General features: G+C 69.3%; 12 protein-coding genes. 8 read left to right on the forward strand and 4 right to left on the reverse strand.

Features of this window, described 5'->3' with window-relative positions:
• Window positions 1-173: 173 nt before the first annotated feature.
• Both FRCN3DRAFT_RS43100 and FRCN3DRAFT_RS0207130 read right to left on the reverse strand, forming a co-directional pair.
• Complete coding sequence (locus FRCN3DRAFT_RS43100) at window positions 174-2,927, reverse strand: AMP-binding protein (protein ID WP_007511116.1); 2,754 nt, start codon at window positions 2,925-2,927, stop codon at window positions 174-176.
• 102 nt (window positions 2,928-3,029) lie between these two features.
• Complete coding sequence (locus FRCN3DRAFT_RS0207130; RefSeq protein ID WP_007511114.1) at window positions 3,030-4,487, reverse strand: hypothetical protein; 1,458 nt, start codon at window positions 4,485-4,487, stop codon at window positions 3,030-3,032.
• Window positions 4,488-4,946: 459 nt separating this feature from the next.
• On the opposite strand from FRCN3DRAFT_RS0207130, the gene FRCN3DRAFT_RS0207135 reads away from it, so the two are divergent.
• Together FRCN3DRAFT_RS0207135 and FRCN3DRAFT_RS0207140 are read left to right on the forward strand one after the other, a co-directional pair.
• Entirely contained in the window at window positions 4,947-6,287 is a 1,341-nt protein-coding gene (locus FRCN3DRAFT_RS0207135) for a hypothetical protein (protein ID WP_007511111.1), read from the forward strand.
• The gene (locus FRCN3DRAFT_RS0207140) at window positions 6,284-7,153 is read left to right on the forward strand and encodes a glycosyltransferase family 2 protein (RefSeq protein WP_007511110.1); all 870 of its coding nucleotides are present in this window, start codon (window positions 6,284-6,286) and stop codon (window positions 7,151-7,153) included. Before FRCN3DRAFT_RS0207135 ends, FRCN3DRAFT_RS0207140 begins: the two co-directional genes overlap by 4 nt.
• A 115-nt stretch (window positions 7,154-7,268) precedes the next feature.
• On the opposite strand, the gene FRCN3DRAFT_RS0207145 is transcribed toward FRCN3DRAFT_RS0207140, so the two are convergent.
• Window positions 7,269-8,588, reverse strand: a complete 1,320-nt coding sequence (locus FRCN3DRAFT_RS0207145) for a glycosyl hydrolase family 28-related protein (protein WP_007511107.1) — start codon at window positions 8,586-8,588, stop codon at window positions 7,269-7,271.
• A gap of 621 nt (window positions 8,589-9,209) precedes the next feature.
• Between FRCN3DRAFT_RS0207145 and FRCN3DRAFT_RS0207150 the strand changes: the two genes are divergently transcribed.
• From FRCN3DRAFT_RS0207150 to FRCN3DRAFT_RS0207160, 3 genes are all read left to right on the forward strand, one after another.
• Window positions 9,210-10,442 carry an FAD-dependent oxidoreductase gene (locus FRCN3DRAFT_RS0207150; RefSeq protein ID WP_035926739.1) on the forward strand — a complete coding sequence of 411 codons (1,233 nt, stop codon included), beginning with the start codon at window positions 9,210-9,212 and terminating at the stop codon, window positions 10,440-10,442.
• Window positions 10,443-10,657: 215 nt separating this feature from the next.
• A complete protein-coding gene (locus FRCN3DRAFT_RS43105) occupies window positions 10,658-11,947 on the forward strand; it encodes an O-antigen polymerase (RefSeq protein WP_157845184.1) in 1,290 nt (429 codons plus the stop codon).
• Window positions 11,948-11,966: 19 nt separating this feature from the next.
• Entirely contained in the window at window positions 11,967-13,058 is a 1,092-nt protein-coding gene (locus tag FRCN3DRAFT_RS0207160; RefSeq protein ID WP_198535947.1) for a glycosyltransferase, read from the forward strand.
• Here the strand turns inward: FRCN3DRAFT_RS0207160 and FRCN3DRAFT_RS43110 are convergent.
• Window positions 13,012-14,214, reverse strand: coding sequence for a glycosyltransferase (locus FRCN3DRAFT_RS43110; RefSeq protein WP_083401311.1), 1,203 nt, complete (start codon window positions 14,212-14,214; stop codon window positions 13,012-13,014). The genes FRCN3DRAFT_RS0207160 and FRCN3DRAFT_RS43110 overlap by 47 nt on opposite strands.
• Window positions 14,215-14,674: 460 nt before the next feature.
• Here FRCN3DRAFT_RS43110 and FRCN3DRAFT_RS0207170 point away from each other — a divergent pair, with 460 nt between their 5' ends.
• The 3 genes from FRCN3DRAFT_RS0207170 (at window position 14,675) to FRCN3DRAFT_RS43115 (ending at window position 19,748) form a co-directional block, all read left to right on the forward strand.
• Complete coding sequence (locus FRCN3DRAFT_RS0207170) at window positions 14,675-16,156, forward strand: phenylacetate--CoA ligase family protein (protein WP_007511098.1); 1,482 nt, start codon at window positions 14,675-14,677, stop codon at window positions 16,154-16,156.
• 10 nt (window positions 16,157-16,166) lie between these two features.
• Complete coding sequence (locus tag FRCN3DRAFT_RS0207175) at window positions 16,167-16,802, forward strand: chorismate--pyruvate lyase family protein (protein ID WP_007511096.1); 636 nt, start codon at window positions 16,167-16,169, stop codon at window positions 16,800-16,802.
• 846 nt (window positions 16,803-17,648) lie between these two features.
• Window positions 17,649-19,748: an acyltransferase family protein gene (locus FRCN3DRAFT_RS43115; RefSeq protein ID WP_007511094.1), complete on the forward strand. Its 2,100-nt coding sequence runs from the start codon at window positions 17,649-17,651 to the stop codon at window positions 19,746-19,748.
• The last annotated feature ends 44 nt before the right edge of the window (window positions 19,749-19,792 follow it).

The raw sequence follows: 19,792 nt of genomic DNA on the forward strand, positions 1-19,792 counted from the left end.
TCGGTGGGAGAAACTCGTCGGACCACGCGCGTGATCGATCGTGTTGGGTCGGGTTTTGCCGATTTGGTGATCGCCGGCTGACCTGAAAACAGCCGACGACCACCCAGCGGATTCCTGACGACTTCGCGCCGGAATTGGGACCGCGATACGACGTGATATCGCGGGCCGGCCCTTTACGCGGCAGGGCGTCCTGTCCGCGTTCCGGTCGTGGCCAGGCGCTGGCCGGCGCCGGTCCGCCGAAGCATCTCGATCTCACCGCGCAGCCGGTCCGCGATCGTGTTCACGTGTGGTTCACGCCAGATCGAGTGATGATCGCCGGCGACGTTCTCGAAGCGCCATTCGCCGGTGAGGACGCTGCTCCAGTGCAGGTTGTCCGCCTGGGTGGCGTTGTCCGCGGCGACGAAGACCAGGGTGCGGCCGGCCCAGGCCTGCATCCGGTAGCACCTGCTGGCGACCAGGCCCTTGCACAGGAACACGTCATAGTGCGTGGTGCCGGCAAACCGGAAGAGCCCGGCGAACGGCAGCCGGTGCATGTTGCGAAGGATCTTCACAACCGGCCGCTCACTGTGCCGGATCCGGCGGATGACCCGGAACCTCGCCAGCCGTCCGGGCGGCTGGGCGACCGACCGCTGCTGATCACCGCGCTGCCGCGGAATGGCCTCCGCCAAGGCCTGCTCGGTCCCCTTCCGCTGGGGTGGCTTGAGGACGGTACCCGGCAGGACGGTGTCGAACGTCCCGAGAAGGACGACCTCCTCTCCCGCGGCCCGCAGCCGGCGCGCGGTCTCGTAGGCCACCAGGCCGCCGAACGAGTAGCCGAGAAGCGTGTAGGGGCCCCGCGGCTGGATGTGGCGTATCGCCGTCAGGTGCCGGCGCGCGGCCCTGCCCACCGACCAGTCCGGCCAGCCGCGTCCCTCCAGCCCGTACTCCTGCAGGCCCCAGGCGGGCTGGTCGTCGCCCAGCCGGCGCACCAGCGGAAGGAACGTCAGCGCGAGCCCGCCCGCCCCGGCGAAGCAGAAGAGCGGCGGCCGCGAGCCGGTGGGCTTCAGCGGGACCAGGGTGGGAAACCGCGACCACTGCGCGGGCTCGGCGGAATCGCCCGTCGGCCCGGGCCCGCGGCCGGTGGTGATGGCGTGTTCCGCGAACGTGGCGAACTCGGCGATGGTGGGAGCCTGCAGGAGCGCCGCCGACGGAAGCCGTACTCCCAGCTCTCGGTCGATGAGGGCGAGGATCTCCTGGGCGACCAGCGAGTCACCACCGAGCTCGGAGAAGTCGTCGTGGACGCCGATCTCGTCGAGATGCAGCACCCGGGACCAGATCTCCGCCACCGAGGTCTCCCACGGGGTCCGCGGCGCCACGAAACCGGCGACCGGTCCCTTGGGCGGCGCCGGCAGGGCGGAGACGTCGACCTTCCCGCGCTCATTCCGGGGAAGCGCGTCGAGCTGGATGATGATCGAGGGAATCATCCACGTCGGCATCTTCACGCGTAGCTGCATGCGGATGGTCGCCGGGGACAGCCTGGACGCCGGCGGGCAGGCGACGTAGGCGACGAGCCTGGTCGAGGACGACCGCCGTTCTCCGAGGACCACCGCCTCCGTCACGTCGTCGATGTCCATCAGCGCGGACTCGACCTCGATCGGCTCGACCAGATAGCCGTTGATCTTCAAGGCGTGGTCGACCCGGCCCAGCAGCTCGAGCTGCCCGCCGCTCGTCAACCGGCCCAGGTCGCCCATGTGGTACGTGCGCCGGCCGTCCGCCGCCCGGCCGAACTTGGCGGCGGTGCGCTTCTCGTCGTGCCAGTACCCGTCGGCGATGTAGGGCGAGACGACCGTGACCTCGCCCGGCTCACCGGGTCCCCGGGCCGTACCGGTCTCCGACTCGATCAGCACGGCCTTGTCGGGCACCGGAGATCCGCTGTTGATGACGCCTTCCGGCAGCGGATCCACCGACCGCACCAGGTTGAACGCCAGGGTGCCCACCTCGGACGCCCCCGTCCAGTTGACGAAGACGGACGCCGGCGGCAGGTGTTCGCGCAGCGCCGCCACCTCCCTGCCGTGTACCGGCTCGGCGCACGTCATGACCATCCGGAGATCGGGCAGCACCTGGCCGGGCGTCACGTTGGCGAGCAGCGACCGCAGCAGCGACGGGGTCGAGTGGATCGTGGTGATCCGATGCTCGAGCAGCCATTCGAGCATTTCGCTGGTGGACCGTAGCCGAGGGTTGAAGATGTGCAGCGCGGCGCCGCTGCGCAGGGCCCAGGTGACGACGCCCATTCCGGCCGAGAAGGAGAACGGGAGTACCAGGGCCATCCGGTCGGTCGGCCCGAAGCCCAGCGCGTCGACGCCGGACGACGCCTCACAGGTGATCATCCGTTGGCTCCAGGCCACACCCTTCGGCAGGCCGGTGGAGCCGGAGGTGAAGAAGATGAAACCGATGTCCGCTGGCCGCGGTACCGCCCGCGGCCCAGTGGGATCGTCGGCCGTCTCGACCTCGAGGACCGAACCGTCGGCCACCCGGAGGCTGTCCACCACGAGTCGATGCCTCTGGTCGGTCAGGATCGTGGTGGCCCGGCTCAGCTCGTGCATCGTGGCCAGCCGGGCTGTGGGAATGAGCGGGTCCAGCGGAACGACCGGCCGACCGGTCTTCAGCGCGCCCAGAACACCCATCAGGCCGGTGTCGTCGTGCCCGAGCACGGCCGCGATCGGCCCGGTGTGGTCGCCAGCCTGGTTCAGGATGAGGTTGGCGATCATGTTTGTCTGCCGGTCCAGGACCGCGTACGTCGTCACCCGGCCTTCGTGGACGAGAGCCGGGGCGTCCGGCGCGGCGGCCGCCGCCTCGGCTATCCGGGTGACGAGGGCGGGGCCATCATGGTGTCCCGGGACCGTCGACCAGTCGACATCGTTTACAGATGTGTGCGACGGGCTTGACATGTATCTTTCCCCCCAGCGGGACGTTCGGAACGCCCTATTGGACGGTCCGGGCGCCACCAGGGGCGCGCGAACCGTTTTGGCGGAATGGCGTCCGCCGCGGCGTCATCGTTCGACTGGAATCGGGTCCTCTACCGGCGCGGTGGCCATCGGGTGCTGCTGGGCGGGCAGACCCTCGTGAAGCGGGCGGCCGGTTCTTGTCGAAGACCTTCGCCTGCGGTGGAGCGGCGGCTCGTTCAGCACCACTCCATGCGGAGCGACACCGGCGATCGTCAGCTCGAGAAGGGCGTCCCGCACCTCGTCATAGGTGCTCCGGCCAAGCCCCACGACAAGCACGAGGACATCGGCGCCGCGAGCGGCCTGAATTGCCTCGCCCGACGAGCTCAGGACAGGCGAGTCGACGATTTTGACCGTCGGGCGCAGGCGCGGTTCGTTTTCCGGAGTCGACGTGGAATCATCGACGACCTCCGCGCCGCGCCGCGCCGCCGAGGCCATGAACCGCCGGGCGACGAACGTTCCGCCCACTCCCGGAGCGACCGCGAGCACCGCGATCACGAGATCAATCGGGCCATCCAGCCCCGCGCGTTGGTTCAGGTGCAGGCGCACGGCCCGGTCCGCCGCCGCCAGCCTGCGCCGTCGGGTGGCGGGCGATCGCCATCCGGCCAGATTGGGCAGCACCGTCGTTGGCTGGATCGCGAGATCACCCAGGTCGTCCGCGCGGTAGATGACACGTCGCCGGCGGCGCCGCAGCATCGCCAGCCCGAAGCCGGCCAGGGCGCCGAGCATCGCCAGAAGACCCACCATTACCGAGGAAGGGCCGTCCGTCGAGGTGACCGTTCCCCGCTTCACGATCTCCACCAGCCCAGTGGTCTGGTCGGCGGCGAGCCGGAGCTGCTCCTCCTGGCCGAGGAGCTGCTGATACTGGGTGCTGAGCGCCTGGAGCTGTGCCTCCTGACCGGGCCCGGAAGTGGCGGGGAAGTCCCTGAGCTGGACCGCCAGGGTCCCTGCTCTTTGTTCGACTCCGCCGATGGCCGCGGTGTAACGCGCGGCCGAGGTACGCTGCCGGTCGGCCGCGTACAGCGTCGCCGCGGTATCGGCGATCCGGCGCGCCTGATTTTCGTCGTCGGCAGTGACGGAAATCCGCATGACGTCGGTGAGCGCGACCTGCGTGACCTGGAAATCGGTCACGTCAGGTAGACCCAGGCGAGCCGCCACCTCAGCCTGGAACTCGTCGCTGGAAACCACCAGGACCTGATTCTGGACGAATCTTTGAGCGGTTTCGCTGGTGACCTGCTGGCTATCGCCGAGCAACGGCGGATCGGGGGCGACGAGCACCTCCGATGCCGCATGTACTTTTGAGCCGCCGAGATGGCTCAAACCAAGACCGAGGACGCCGCCCAAGAGGGCGCCCACGGTGGCCGTGACGACGACCCTCCTCGGCCAGATGGCGCTTTGATAACGCGAGATGAACGGTTGGTGGATCTCTGCGGAATTGTCGGCCTGCTCAGCTGCTGTGGCTTGCTGAGAAGCACGGTCGAAGGCACTCTCGGCGGCGAACGCCATCCGTCCCCACTCGACAACTCAAGTGGTCCACCCCCCCTGTGGTTTGGACCCTGCTGCTATCATTGTAACGAGGCGCGACGGGTTGTCAATGAGAACGACCCGCACTCATCTGCGCGCTCATCTGCTTCGTCGAGGTTACTGTCGAAGTTACTGTGTACCGACAGCCGGCATCGAGTCGACGACTTCTGGCTAAACGGCCTGATGGTGGGGGCGCTGGATGCCGGCGGACGGGGGACGGGGGATGGCGATGAGGCGTGACTTTGCTTGCGCATACGCAAGCCCGCTGGGCCACGAGTTCCGGCCGGGTTACCGCTGTTGGCGACGCGAAGGCCACACCCTTTCGATTGTGTTTCAGCCAGATGAAATTCCACATACCAATTTCGATGAATTGGTGGCCGGCCTCGGGCCGCCGCCCGCCTTCATCCGCGTACGGGCGTCGCCGGCCCTGGGCGCGGTCCGGTGAAGCCCTCCAACCGGACACTCTGGTTCCTGGTCGCGCAGGCCGCGTCCCGGCTCTCGTCGATCTGGATCTTTGCCGTCGTCGCGCACAACACCTCGTTGCAGGGGCTGGGGGCGCTGTCGGTCGCGACGGCGATGGCGGCCACGGCGCAGGCGATAGCCCCCGCGGTCATCGGCAAGCCGATGGCCACCTTGCCTTCCCGGGAGGCGCGGGTCGCCGAGATACCCATGGCCTACTCGGCCACCGTCCTGCTGGGCCTGGTCGTCGGAGCGCTGCTCGGCGCGGCCTCGCTGGGGCTGCACGGCGCGGCCCAGCTGGCGCTGATCGGCGGGGCGTTCGGGGTGCCGGCGGGCCTGGTCGTCGAGGGCACCTTCTGGCGGCTCGTGTACGTCCGCGGCCCCCGAGCGGCGTCAATGACCTTGAGCGCCTGCTATGTCGCGCAGGCCGCGCTGGTGGCAGTGGCCGCCGGGTGGGTCTCGGCGACGTACCTGGTGGTCGCGCCATACCTCGCCCTCGCCGGTGTGGCGACCGTGTTGCTCCTCGTGAACCGCGGCGCGACCTGGCCCGCCGCGCGCGCCTGGATCGTGGGCCACTACCGGCGGTGGCTGCCCTACGTCGGGGGGGCCGGGGCCAGTCTCGCGCTGGTGCAGGTCATCCCCATCGCCATCGCGGCCACCAGCGGCCTGGCGGCCGCCAGCACCTGGCGAGCGGGCGAGCTCGCGTTCGGGGTAACCAACCTCATTCTTGGGGCGAGCGCGCAGCTGTTGCTCGTGCGCGAGCACGATGGTGACCTTCGGGCCACCTATCGTCGGGGCGCGACCCTGCTCGGCTGTATCGCCCTCTGCAACGCCGCCGCGGTGGCCTTCGCGCCCCGCTCGTTCCTCAGGCTCTTCCTGGGTCCGGCGACCGATGAGCTGGAGTCAGTCCTCGCGCAGTTCACCGTGCAACGGGTGGCCATGTGCGTCGCGTCGGTCGGGACGCTCGTCCTGATCCCGGTTCTGCGCGCGGGGGTGGTGGGCGCGCTGGACCTCGGCTCGGCGCTGCTCAAGCTGGCCCTGCTCGTCGCCGGCGGCTGGATCGCCGGCGTCGCGGGCGGCATCTGGGGCCTCGCGGCCGCCGAGGTGCTGCTCGCCCTGGCCTGCACCGCGTTGCTGCTGGCCCGGACCAGAGCCGCGCCTCTCCCGCCACGCAGGCGCCACCGGCGCCACCGGCGGCGGAACACTCCCGGCGGGGGCGGGCAGACCGTACCCGCCGCCCGGGCGCCGTCCTCGTCCTCGGCCGCCTCCTCTGGCGGTCCTTCGACCACCTCGACCCCGTACCAGGTTCAGGAGAGGCGATGACGGAGATTCGTCTGGGCCTGGTGGTGACCACCGTCGGCCGTCCCCAGCTGCGTCGGCTCCTGCTCTCGGCGGCAGCCGCCTCGCATCCGCCGGACGTCGTCGCCGTCGCCAACCAGTCCGGGCGGCCCCTCGGCCTCGATCTGCCGGACCTCCCGTTCGAGGTACGGGAGATCGCGAGTTCCGGCGGAGCCAGCCGAGGCCGGAACGAGGCGTTCGAACTGGTCGCAAGTGAGACCGACGTCGTCGGTCTGCCGAACGACGACACCTGGTACGAGCCCGGTGCGCTGGCCGCCGTCCGCGCCCTGTTCCGCGAGACCCCGGCACCGGACGCCGTCGCGGCCAGCCTCGTGGACGGCGGCCGACCGCGGCTCACGCTGCCCGCCGACGGGACGCCGCTCGACCGCCGGACCGTGTGGCGGGCGATCGAACCGGGACTCTTCCTCAGGTCCGCGGTCTTCAAGGAGCTCCAGGGATTCCGGGAGGACCTCGGCACCGGCGGGCCATCGCCCTGGCAGTCCGGCGAGGGGACCGATCTCCTGCTGCGCCTGCTCGCCGACGGCGGCCGAGTGGTGAGTGCTCCCTCGGTCCGGGCATTGTGTGACGGCGAGCGCCGGGACCTGACCAGGTCCGAATGGGTTCTCAAGCACCGCAGATATGCTCGGGGAACCGGATACGTATACAGGGTTCATGAATATCCGCTGCGGCGGCGGCTCACCATTGTCGCGGCGCCGTGGATGCGGGCGGTGGCTGCCCGTGGCCCGCTCGGCGAGCGTTTCCTGGTGGCTCGGGCCCGATCTCTCGGGCGGGTCGAAGGCCTGCTCGACCGGCCGCTTCGGACGGTGGCCAGCCCGCACCGGGCCCGCTGACCAGCCAGCCAAGGCTGAGCGAACCCGTCGGTGCCTGAGACGCTGGAAGCGTCTCAGGCACCGACGAAGACCGCGAAAGCCCAGGACGGGAGACGGGCCAGGCCCAGCGGACTCGCTACTGCCGGACGTTGCAGTTCGCCGCCGCGCTGGCGACCGGCAGCGCGCGGCCGTCGCGCTCGATCTGGGTCAGCGAGTAGCCGGCGCTGTCGGAGTTCTTCCAGAAGACCGTGGCGGGGCCACCGGTGATCCGGATGCCGCTGATCCGTACATTGCTGACGCAGCTCGACCTGGTCAGGATGCCGAGCTGGCCAGGCGCCTCCGAACGGGTTCCGGAAATGCTCAGCCCCTGGATCGTGATGTTGGAGCTGACCGCGCCGGCCCGGTCGCTGAAGACCAGGACGGCACCGTGCTCGACCGAACCGTTCTGGTTCGCGTCGACGAGACTGCCGCCGGTCACCGAGATGTCCTGCACCGGGTAGGTGTTGTAGGAGGATTCCGAGGCTATGTAAAGGCCGGCCGCGCTCGAGGCCCTGCTGTAGATGTCGGTGAAGGTGATCCTGCTGCCACCGACGACAGAGAGGCCACGCCCCCAGACGTTGTCGTAGACCCGGGGTGACGAGATCGTGATGTCGTGGCACAGGGCCCCGTCCAGGTACGACACGACCGCCACGCCGTCATCCCCGGAACGCGACACCTGCGGCCGGACGACCTGGCCGGCGCTCGAACCGCCGGTGATGTGGATGCCGTCCGAGCGAGTGTCCGCCACCGTGACGTCCTGTATCAGGAACCTGGTGGCCCCTTCCACCTGGATGCCGGCGGCGGCCGAGCCCGTCACGTGGACCCCGACGAGCCGGGCACCCGAGCCACCATCCAGGACGAGCGCCGACTGCTGCGGCGCGGTCCAGCGCTTGGTCGTTCGGGCGATGCCGAACACCAGGCCCCCGTCCACGACGACGTCGTCCGCCTGCACCATGAACGCCGAGTGGGACTCGTCGGTCGCCTGCAGCGTCGCCGCGCCACTCACATGCGTACCGGCACGCCGGACCTGGAGCACCTGGGAATGCGCGTAGGTGTGCCCCTGCCGGAAAACCAGCGTCTCACCCGGGCGGGCGGCGTCGAGTGCGCGCTGGATCGCGGCCGAGTCGTCCGTGCGCCCGTCGCCGACCGCCCCGAAGGTCTCCACCGCGATCCGCGGGCCCGTCGGCGTGCTGGTCGTCTCCCCGGCCGATGGGCGGGGGCCGGACGGCGCGCTCGGGGCCGCGGTCGGGGAACCGGCGGTGGGGGGAGCGGGAGATCCGCCGCCGCTGGACGGACTGGCTGGCGTCGAGAGTGGGGCGGTCGTGGTCGGCAGCGGCCCGCCGGGCCCCGCCGGCCCGACCTTGCACGCGGACAGACCCGCGGACAGGCCGGCCGACAGGCCGAGCGCGACAGCCATCCGGACAATTCGCGACTTTCTCGCCCGGACCAACCCGACCTGGGTTCGCCTCTGTTCTGGCCGCCGGTGTTCTGCTTGCCGTTCTGCTTGCCCGCTCGCGATACCGGGCCGAATGCGGCTCCTTGACTCCAAGATCCGCGGCCAGCCCGGTGAGCCACACGATGGAACCTGGTCATCCTTCAGCGCGGTACTGCCTGCCCTGATGCGCTGCCGTGATGCGGCGAAATGCGTCATGAGGACGCCTCCAGTTGTCAACCCCCCCGCCGAATGCCAACCCCTCCGCCGACAGCGACAGTGGGTGCATACTACCCGCCGCGGCGTATCCGACAAGCGGCCGTCACGGCCGGTGGGGCGGCAGCAGCCCGAGCGTGCCGTGGAAAACCCGACCGTGCCCTGGGAAAACAGTGGCCTTGTCGGGGACGCCGCCTAGGCAACTGAAACCCAGTACACTACGATTTGCCGGACCCAGGCGAACAGGATACATACGCTCTGGGGTGCGGGTCGGGTGCTGGACGCCGGGCCCGTGGTATCTATCACGTGGACGATCATGGTCCCAAGATGTGGCAGCTCCATCCGTTCTTGTTTCAGACCTGTTTCGTCCTGTTGAATCCGGGGGTCAACATGGCGAATGCGTTGACGCCAGATGAAGACCAGGTGTTGGTCGTCGGTGCGGGCCCAGTGGGCCTTACCGCGGCCCTGGCATTGCGCAGTCGCGGCCTGTCGGTAACCGTGCTCGAGGCGGAGATCGAGGGCCGTGAACGTCCTGGCAGTCGAGCTATTTTCGTGCACCGCGAGACCCTTGAGCACCTGGAGAAGCTGTTCTCCGGGCTTGGCCGGGCGATCGCCGACGAGGGCGTTCATTGGCTCGGTAAGCGCACGTTCTGGGGCGACCGCGAGGTCTTCGCCAGGACTTATCCACCGCCTCGGCCGGGGACGCTCCCGCACTCCACGAACCTGACCCAGGTCCGTACCGAGGAGGTGCTCCTCGCCGCCTGCCGGGCCGTCGGTGTTCGCTTCCGGTGGCGTTTCCGGATCGAAGGCGTCGAGTCCGGGCCCAGGGGAGTGACGCTGCGCACCGACGACGGCCGGGCCTTCTCGGCGCCGTACGCCATCGCGGCGGACGGCGCCAGGTCGACGGTCCGTCAGGCGCTCGGAATCCCGCTCGAGGGCAACCGTTCGGAGTCGTCGTTCGTGATCGTCGACGTCGAGGAGGCCGCCGACGAGCCGCTCCCGCTGGAACGGCGGTACCACTACGCACACCCCGCGGTCGGCAGGCGCAACGTGCTCCTCGTGCCCTTCGCCGGGGGTTGGCGGGCGGACCTGCAGTGCCTCCCCGACGACGATCCGGGCCAGTTCGGCGACGCCGAGGGGGTCCGTCGCTGGATCGCGAAGGTGCTGCCAACGCGGTACGCCGACCAGGTCAGGTGGGTGTCGACCTACCGTTTCCGCCAGGCGGTCGCGCGGGAGTTCGTGGACGAGGCGGGCCGGGTGTTGCTGGTCGGGGAGGCCGCACACCTGTTCGCGCCCTTCGGCGCGCGTGGGATGAACTCGGGGGTCGCCGACGCGGTCGCGGCGGCGGAGGCGATCGCCACCGCGCTTCGCCAGGGCGAAGGCGAGCCGGGCCCCGCGGACTCCATCCGAGCCTTCGACGCGCGGCGGCGCCAGGCCGCCGAGGGCAACCGCCGGGCCGCCGGGCTCGCGCTGGACCACATGCTGGCCCGCGACCGGAGAACCCGGCTGCGGCGTCGGGCGGCCGCGGAGCTCGCCCGCGTATGGGAGCCGGCCGGAGAGTGGCTGGACGCGGCCCCGTACGGCCCGAGGGGACGGGTCAACCCCGCGGGGGGCCGGTACTAGTGGTCGTCGTCCCGAACGCTGCCGGCCACGAGGACGGGCCGTCTGCTCCGTCTGCTCCGTCTGCTCTGCCTGGTCGGCGGCCGGCGTCCTCCCGGCGAACACCGCCGGCCCGGCTGCTCCGGGCGCTGTGGTCCGACGACAGCCGGCCACGGCCGTCGCCGAGTGTCTGGTGGATCTCGCCGGTCGGCGCGACCCTGCTGATCGTTCCGTGGACGTTGCTGCTCACCTGGAACCTGACCGACGTCGGCTTCCGGCTCGGCTGGCGCACGCCGAAGCTGGTCACGAACTCGACGCTCCTGCTCTACGCCGCCGGCGTGACCGTCATGCTGATCGGCGCGACCATTCCCCAGCTCGCCCGGCCGTCCGTGCGTCGTGACGCCGGCTGGCCAGGGTTCGGGCCGGGCAGCGAGCCGTTCATTCGCGGCGCCGCCCGGGTGCTGTTCTGGCTCACCATGGTGGGTTATGCGGCATTTGCGCTGTCCGGGGTCAGGGGCGGTGTCACGCCGACGATGATCGTGGACGCGGTCATTCACCAGAGCACGTTCGGCGGAGACCTGAAACAGCGCTTCTCGTCCGTCGCCGGGATAACGACTCTCACCCAGGTGGGCATCGCCTTCGTCGTGGTCGCCGCGGTCGTCTGCCGCCGCGGCCGCGGGCGTGACCGGGTGTTGCGATGGCAGCTGGGGGTGGTCCTGGCCCTTGGCCTCGCCCGCGCCTACCTCTTCGCCGAGCGGCTCGCCATCCTGGAGCTCGCGGTGCCGTTGGCGACGATCGTGGCGATGCGGCTGTTCGTCGGTGGACGGCGGCGTACCCGGGTGGCGGTGGCCCTGCTGCCGATCGTTCTGCTGCCGGCGATGGTGGCGGTGTTCGGAGCGTTCGAGTACTCCCGGAGCTGGAACTTCTACCGGCAGAGCGAGGGTGGTTCCTTCCCCGTCTTCGCGGCCGAGCGTTTCGCCGGGTACTACGCGACCGCGTACAACAACGGCCAGCTCGCGCTCGACCACGACCGGTACCCCGGACGGCTGCCCTTCGCCACGATCGAGGCGTTCTGGACCGCCCCGGGCATGGACGGTCGATATGTCGCCCTGTCCGGCCGGGCACCCATGGGTTCGGGGCTGGCGGATCCTGTGCTGGCCGCGTACGCCAACCCCGAGTTCAACAACCCAGGTGGAGTCGCCGCGCCCTTCGTCGACTACGGGGAGGTCGGAGGCCTGGTTTTCTTCTTCCTGGCGGGGCTCTGCCTGGGGGCGGCATACCGGGGTTTCGTCCACGGGCGGCCGAGCGGAGTCCTGCTCTACCCGGTACTCGTCACGGGAGTTCTCGAGCTGCCGCGGTACATCTACTGGACCGAGGGGCGGACGGCGCCAGCGCTCGTCGCGCTGGGAGTGGTCGGATGGCTGCTGCGACAGCGGGTCGGGCGGGTCGTCCCGGCTGGGAACGGGCGGCCGGCGGCTGGCGGCATCCGAGAGGTTCTCGGCGTGCGGCCGGTCCACAATGTTCGATAGGTCCATTTTGGAGACGCCGTTGAAGGTCGCGATTGTTCACGAGCGTTTCACCGAGCCCGGCGGGTCCGAAGCGGTGGTCGCGGCGTTGCACGCGATATGGCCGGAGAGCGAGGTCTTCGCGCCGCTCGTGGACGAGAAGGCGGTACCCGGCAGGCTCGACGCCGGGAAGATCCGCGGTAGCTACCTGCAGCACCTCTACCGGGGCGGCCGACCGACGCACCTTCTGCCGTTGTTGCCGGCCGCCATGAGCCGGCTGCCAGTGGGGGCGCCCGACCTCGTCGTAGTCAGCCATCATTCGTTCGCCAACCGGATCCGGGTGGCGCCGGAGATTCCGGTGCTGTCCTATGTCCACACGCCGGCTCGCTGGATCTGGGAGCCGGCGAGCCGATCTGATGAGCTGCGTGGCCGCGCCCGGCGGTCCGCGCTGGCCGCATTCTCCGCGGCCCACCGCCGCGGCGACCGGACGGCCGCCGCTCGACCGAACGTGATCCTGGCGAACAGCGTGGCGGTGCGGGATCGGATCGCCCGCTGGTGGGGGCGGGAGTCCACCGTGGTCCACCCACCGGTGGACACCGAGTTCTTCACCCCCGCCAATGTCGCCGAACGGGAGGACTTCTATCTGCTTGCCGGCCGGCTCGTACCGTACAAGAGCCCGGAGGTGGCGGTGGCCGCGGCGAACCGGCACGGATTCCGGCTGGTCGTCGCCGGTGAGGGCAGGATGCGCCCGGAGCTCGAACGGCTCGCCGGGCCGAACGTCAGTTTCCTCGGCCGAGTCGACCGCGACACCCTGCGCGACCTGTTCCGGCGATGCCGGGCGCTGCTCTTTCCCGGCGAGGAAGATTTCGGCATGGTGCCGGTCGAGGCCGCGGCCTGCGCCGCGCCGGTCATCGCGCTGGGCGTGGGCGGGGCTCCCGACTCGGTGATGGACGGCCGGACGGGCGTTCTCTACCCGCCGACCGGCGACCCCATCGCTGATCTCATCGCCGCCGTTCGGCGTTTCGAGCGGGAAAGCTTCCGCCCGGACGACATACGCGCACAGGCGGAACAGTTCTCCGTGCATCGCTTCAACGAGCGGATGCGCGGCGAGGCCGCGGCGCTGACCGGCTGGTAGCCGCCGTTCCCGACGGCACCGGGACGAGCCCGAGAGTCAGCCGCGCGGTCGCGTCCAACGCGGCGCCGAGCGTGAAGCCGTCCTCGATGCGTCGCCGAGCGGCGACACCCTCCTCATCCGCCAGGTCCCGATCCGCGAGCCGAACCGCGATCGCGGCGGCGAGGTGCGAGACGACGGTCTCGCCCGAGCCGGAAACAACGGCGCCAGCGGCGCCGGCGCCGAGCACCTCACGTACCCCGCCGACGTCGGTGGCGACGATGCTGCGGCCGGTCGCGGCCGCCTCCAGCAACGCCAACGCCAGACCCTCCCACCGGGATGGCAGGACCACGACGTCCGCGGCCGCCAACCAGGTGGCGATCTGGTCCGATTCGCCGACGAGCTGGATTCCAGCCTGATCGGCCGTCGCGACCTCGAGCTCGGCCCGCGCCGGGCCGTCGCCGACCAGCGCGAGGGATGCGCCGGGAACCCGAGAGGACACCGATGGCCAGGCTCGGACGACCAGATCCTGGCCCTTCTGCTCGCACAGCCGACCCACCGTCACCGCCAGCGGCACGGACTGGTCCAGGCCGAGCGAGGTCCGGGCCTTGGCCCTCCCGGTCCGATCCTGGTAGGGCCACCCGGTCACGTCCACGCCGTTGTGGATGACCCTCACGCGCGAGGTCAGCACACCCGCGTCCGCGCCCTCCTGACGCTCGGTCTCGCTGACGCAGAGCAGGACATCCGCCCACCTGGCGGCCAGCCGTTCCCAGCGGAGCACCATCCCGCGCATCCGGCCCGTGGTCGCGTGGAACGACCAGGAATGCGGTTGGCAAATGGTCGGAATGCCGCCGTGGATCACCATCCGGCCGATCATCCCAGCCTTGCTGCTGTGCAGGTGAACTACGTCCGGCCGCAGGTCCCGGACAATGGAGCGAAGCCGCCCCACCTCCCCGAGGGTTCCCCGGCTGGCGGGTGAACGCACCGCGTCCCAGGCGCGGGTCTGTTGGCCGACCTCGCGCAGGCGTTCTGGCAGCCATCCGTCCCTCGGGCAGGCGACCCATACATCCCATCCCCGGGCCCGTTGATCCGCCGCCAGGATTTCCACCCAACGAGCCACGCCTCCGGAAACCGGTTGGCTAACATGCAGAACCTTCAGCGGACGTCCCCCGTCGACCATGTCTCGAATGATAGCGACCGACCAGCTGCTCCCAACAGGTTTGCTGGTTCTTTACCGCCGGTTCGCCGAATGGTCGAAATGATTTATCGTGTCGTAACGCTCGTGACATCGAAGCGTGTCCGTGCCGTGTCTCTCATCCACTTCGATGACCATACGGCCGCAAGCCGGTTGCCGTCATCTACCGATACCGATACCGGTGTCGGATCCGAATTACCTCGGGGACGGCCTTGACCAGCGCGACTCACTACCGCATGATTCTCGCGAGTCGTCCCGCGACGAGCGCGCGAGCCAGCCGGGATACTCGACAAAGGGGGGCGCGAGGCACGCTTCCGACGTGCGAGCGGCGTATTGCCATGCGCGGGCCTGTGAGATTGGCCGCACTGGCGCACTGCCGCTTTTTTGCCCTGCGTCGAAAACGTCATGCGTCAACACTGGTGAGGGTCAGCATCAAGGGGGGTAGTTGACCACCCACTCCGTAGACGGCGTGCCGGCACAGCGCGATCGCGATTCCGCCGGTGTCGCCCGCGCGTCCTGGCTCAGCACCGTCGACCGTTATAGGTCGGCACTGTCGGCGCCGGATGACGACCGTATCTGGAGCCGGCGGCTGGAAACGGCGTCCGCTGCCGAGATCACGGAGATCCAGGCCGTCAAGCTACGCGCCCTGGTGCGCTATCTTCACGCGGCGGTGCCCTTCTACCGACGCCGGTTCGACGCGATCGGCCTCGAGCCCGGCGACATTCGAGGCCTCGAGGATCTGACGGCGATCCCACCCGTGACCAAGCAGGATATGGCGGCTGACCTGGCCGAACACCCTCCGTGGGGTACGTACACGGCCGTGGACGAGCCGACCTGGCTGAGCAAGGGATGGCAGATCTTCGCCAGCTCGGGCACGACCGGCGCGCCGCGCGCGTTCCGCTACACCGGGTTCGACCGCGAGACGTGGGCCTGGAGCACGGCCCGGGCGATGTATGCGATGGGCTTCCGGCGTGGCCGCGACAGCGCCATGCTCGCCTTCGGCTATGGCCCGCACGTATGGCTGTGGGGCGTGCACTACGGACTGAACCTGATGGGGATTCCCATCGTCACCGCCGGCGGTCTGGCCACCACGGCACGGGTCCGCTTCCTGGACATGTACCGGCCGACGATCCTCGCCTGCACGCCGTCCTACGCCCTGTACCTGGCCGATGTCATGAAGGAGATGGGGCTCGACCCGGCTGAGACCTCGGTGCGTCATCTGTTCTGCGCCGGTGAGCCGAGCATGGCCGTGCCGGCCCTGCGGGCCAGGCTGGAGAGCACCTGGCAGGCGACGCTGCACGAGTTCTATGGCTGCACCGAGGCCGCACCCTCGGCCGGTGCGCACAGCTGTGCCGAGGTCTCCGCGGCGCCCGGGGAGGTGAGCCTGCACCTGCCGGGCGACACCCACCTCTGGGAGGTGGTGGACCCGGACACGATGGCACCGGTCCCCGCCGGCGAGCGCGGCGTCTCGGTGGTGACCAACCTCCTGTCCGAGGCGTCCCCGCAGCTGCGTTTCGTCGTCGGCGACTACACGCGGCTAGGCGCGGAGCCCTGCCCATGCGGGCGGAACACTCCCCGCGCGCGGGGCGGATTTCTCGGCCGGGCGGACGACATGCTGAACGTGCGCGGCGTGACGCTGTTCCCCTCGATGATCGAGGACGCCGTGCGCCGGGTTCCGGACGCCGGCGTCGAGTACGAGATCGTGCTGACGGCGCCCCGCGGGCTGGACGAGCTGATGGTGCGGGTCGAGGCGACCGCGGGGTTCCCGGCCGGTGACCACGGCGCGCTACGGGAGGCCCTGGTCCGGGAGATTCGGTCGCGGGCCGAGCTGCGGGCCAGCGTGGAGATCCTCGAGTACGGGGTGCTTCCCCGGACGCAGACGAAGGCGCGCCGGGTTCGGGACCTGCGGGCCGAGACGGCTGCCTGAGCGTGGTCAGATGAACATGAGAGCGGGGACGGGAACACGACCGCCGGTGGGCGCGGCTCCCAGGCTCGGCCGGGTCGAACAGCTCGTCCTTCGCGGCGACGGGCTGACGACCACGTCACTGGAAATCCTGACCGGCCACGAGATCACGGTTCGGGTCCGCCGCCACTGGCGGCTGGCACTGCCCGCACAGGCGGAGCGGGCGTACGACATCTTCGACGGCTACACCGGCCCGGGCGCGGACACACTCGCCGCCTATTCGACCGTCGGCTACCGAGACCTGGGCGGAGTACCGGGCGACGACCTGCTCATCCGCGAGGTGCTGCTCTGCGGCGACGACGGGGTCATCTACGCGACCGCGAGCCTGTTCGCGGTGCTCGACCGGCTGCCGCCGGACGTCGCCCACCGGCTGGCGACCACCGGAGCGCCCATCGGCAAGCTGCTCGTCCGCGCCGGCATCCAGGTCAAACGCGAGATCCGCCGGTGGGGCCACTTTCCGGCCGGCGACTTCGCCGCCCACCTCGGCCCGGCCGTCCAGGCGGACACCCGGGTTCCGGCCCGTACCTACCTGATGCGCAGCATGGTGACGGGCGAACCCCTCACCCTGATCACCGAATGGTTCGCCCCGCGGCTGTTCGACACCGCCTGACCAGGGTCAGCGGGCGGGCACCGCGGGCCCAGGCCGCCCATGGCGGTGACCAGGGGTCAGCTTCTCTGCACGAGCGAGAGGCGATCGCGCGGCGGCCCGGGCATCGACGCCGGAGCGAGACGAGCACCAATCGCGGCGTCAACTCGTCGAACCGTTGAGAACCGACCTCCTCTTCGCGACCGAGTCCTGACGACAGAGCCTGGTGCGGCCGAGGATCTCCAAGACCTCGCCGTGCTCCTTCGGCGCTGACACCGGCGACGGATTCCGTCAGTCCGGGTTCTTCGGGGACGTCGCCGCCGCCGCCGCGCATGTCATGCCCGTAGGCCACGCGGCCCGGCCAGGTGAGTGGCGCCGACGCGATCGTCACCTCCAGCCTCTCGCCACCGACCATCTCAGGTTCGTCGGGTGTTTGTACCGCCGATCTCTCCTTTTCCTCGTGCTCAACAGAATCATACAGGCGATCGGCGCCGACGGTGGATTAGCGCTTTTTTGTATGCATGTGTGGCGGACGTGTCACCAGACCGTTACAGCGGGATCCCGGTTCACTTGTCCGGTGCGTTGTACTCTCCGGGCATGGGCCATTGGCGGCCCCGTTCGTTTAAACGAATCGCTGTCGCTCACGGGGATTTATCATGCGCTTTGCTCCTATTGTGGCCCGAGGGCTTCGAATGCTGTGTGGGTCCTAACGCTCCGGTGGTCCCAGCCGAATCCACTCTGAGCCCCGTCCGCCCTGCGTCGGCAGGCCTGCGGAGCCTTAGCCGTGACTCGCCGTTCCGGAGCCTCCGGACGCCGGCGGGTGGGCTGCTCCGTACTGTTCGCCGACGCCCTCCTGCGGAAGTCCCGACCATGTCAAACACCATCGTCCTGCCTACTCAGCGTGCCGGCGAGCCCGGCGATAGCCGGGCGGTGTCGACCGGCTTTCCGGTACCGAGACGTTTTCGGCCGGACATCCAGGGGCTGCGCACGATCGCCATCGTGACGGTCGCCCTCTATCACGCCGGAGTGCCATTCCTAGCGGGCGGCTACATCGGCGTCGACGTGTTCTTTGTAATTTCCGGATTCCTAATCACCAGGCAGCTCGTCGCGGAGGCGGCGGCTAACGGACGAGTCAGCCTGGTCCGGTTTTACGCTGCTCGTTTCCGTCGCCTCTTGCCGCCTGCGGCGGTGGTCGTCGCCGCCTCCGTCGTCGTCGCACACTATGTTCTGCCGTACCAGCAGATGAAATCCCTGATGACAGACGTCCGGTACGCAGCGTTTTACGGTGTCAACTACCACTTCGCGCACGAGGGAGTGCGGTACCAGAACGCCTCCGAGCCACCGTCCGCCATTCAGCATTTCTGGTCGCTCGCCGTCGAGGAGCAGTTCTATGCCGTCTGGCCAGTGCTGATCCTGCTCTGCTGTCTGCTCGGCCGACACCGCCTGCGGTACCGGCTGGTCATCTCAGCCATCGCTGCCATCACGGTCGCGACGCTGGCCTATTCTGTCGCGATCTCTGCCGGCCAGGCCCCACTCGCATACTTCTCGCTGCAGACGAGAGCATGGGAACTCGGTTTTGGGGCACTAGTCGCGCTGACGGCCGATCAGTGGGCTCGCCTATCGTCCGGCATCTGCCAGATCCTCGGCTGGGTCGGTCTCGGTGCCGTCCTCGCTGCGGCGGTCCTTTACGACGAACACACGGTCTACCCGGGTGTAGCGGCCGTCGTGCCGGTTGCGGGCGCGGCGATGCTGATCGGGGCGGGGATGCTGCGGCACGACCGGACTCCGGAGACCTTTCTCCTGGAGCGGCCGTCTATGCAGTATGCCGGCAAGGTCTCCTATGCCTGGTATCTCTGGCACTGGCCGATGCTGATCCTGCTACCGGCGTGGGTGGGTCATCCGCTCAGCGTCTGGGAGCAGGTCGAGATTGTCTGCCTGGCGTTCTGGTTCGCGGTCCTGACCTATTTCCTTGAGGATGCCGCACGGCGGGCTCGTCGGACGGCGTTCGGCTGGATATGGGCCGGTGCGCTGCTCTCGACCTTCGTCGCCCTTTGCTCAGTCGTTGGAACCTTCACGTTGCCATCGCTCACGACCTCGGGCGTCGCGCGCACCGCGCTTGCCCTCAATGCTCCGGACGTCACGGCGGTCCAGGCGGCGCTGGTGCGAAGCATTCCCATTGAAAAACTACCGCGGAACCTGACGCCGCCGCTCGCCGAGGCGCCCCAGGACGCGCCGCCCGGCTGGCGCACCTGCGGGTTCGCGGATCTAAATCAGACCGAGATCAGACCGTGTATCGCGGGTGATGCCTCCGCGGATAAGGTTGCGGTCGTTCTCGGCGACTCGCACGCCCATCAGTGGATGACCGCGCTGGACCAGGAGGCGAAGCGGACGGGGTGGAAGCTGGTCGAGATTACCAAGGGTGCCTGTCCGATCGCGAATGTTCAGTTCTTCCAGAACGACCTGAAGCGCGAGTACCGTGAATGCGACGTGTTTCGACGGTGGGCGGCGGCCGAGGTGGCCCGCCTACAGCCCGATCTCGTCATCGCGAGTCAATCCAACATCGCGCCTTGGGACAACATCACCGATGAGGAATGGGCGCGCAGGTCAGTCGCGGCCCTGGTCGAGTTGGCCGGATCGACCGCCTCGATCGCTTACATCGGCGACACGCCGACCTTCCTCACCGATCCGGTCACCTGTCTCCAGCGGAACCTGAACGAGGCGCAGCGGTGCCTGGTCCCGCGCGCCGATGCGTTCGGGCATTTTCCGGACCGGTACTTCGTCATCGCCGACGCGATGCGGCGGGCTGGTATCGGTTTCATCGATTCGCTGCCCTTCTTCTGTACTCCACAGCTCTGTCCATCGGCGGTCGACAACATGGCCGTATACCGCGACCAGGGCCACATCACCGATACCTATGCCACATGGCTCGCACCCATGCTCGAACCGATATTCCTAGGGGTCCCCCAGTGACCATAAATGTCACGGTTCCCAGTTCGGCCGGGCGGCACAGAACC

It is taken from the genome of Pseudofrankia saprophytica, assembly GCF_000235425.2.
GTDB lineage: Bacteria > Actinomycetota > Actinomycetes > Frankiales > Frankiaceae > Pseudofrankia > Pseudofrankia saprophytica.

Excerpts from the sequence above, each read along its gene's own strand:
- FRCN3DRAFT_RS0207130 (WP_007511114.1), bottom strand. The coding sequence starts at position 4,487 with ATGGCGTTCGCCGCCGAGAGTGCCTTCGACCGTGCTTCTCAGCAAGCC.
- FRCN3DRAFT_RS43115 (WP_007511094.1), top strand. The coding sequence starts at position 17,649 with ATGTCAAACACCATCGTCCTGCCTACTCAGCGTGCCGGCGAGCCCGGC.
- FRCN3DRAFT_RS43110 (WP_083401311.1), bottom strand. The coding sequence starts at position 14,214 with ATGGTCGACGGGGGACGTCCGCTGAAGGTTCTGCATGTTAGCCAACCG.
- FRCN3DRAFT_RS0207175 (WP_007511096.1), top strand. The coding sequence starts at position 16,167 with ATGAACATGAGAGCGGGGACGGGAACACGACCGCCGGTGGGCGCGGCT.
- FRCN3DRAFT_RS0207150 (WP_035926739.1), top strand. The coding sequence starts at position 9,210 with ATGGCGAATGCGTTGACGCCAGATGAAGACCAGGTGTTGGTCGTCGGT.
- FRCN3DRAFT_RS0207145 (WP_007511107.1), bottom strand. The coding sequence starts at position 8,588 with ATGGCTGTCGCGCTCGGCCTGTCGGCCGGCCTGTCCGCGGGTCTGTCC.
- FRCN3DRAFT_RS0207140 (WP_007511110.1), top strand. The coding sequence starts at position 6,284 with ATGACGGAGATTCGTCTGGGCCTGGTGGTGACCACCGTCGGCCGTCCC.
- FRCN3DRAFT_RS43100 (WP_007511116.1), bottom strand. The coding sequence starts at position 2,927 with ATGTCAAGCCCGTCGCACACATCTGTAAACGATGTCGACTGGTCGACG.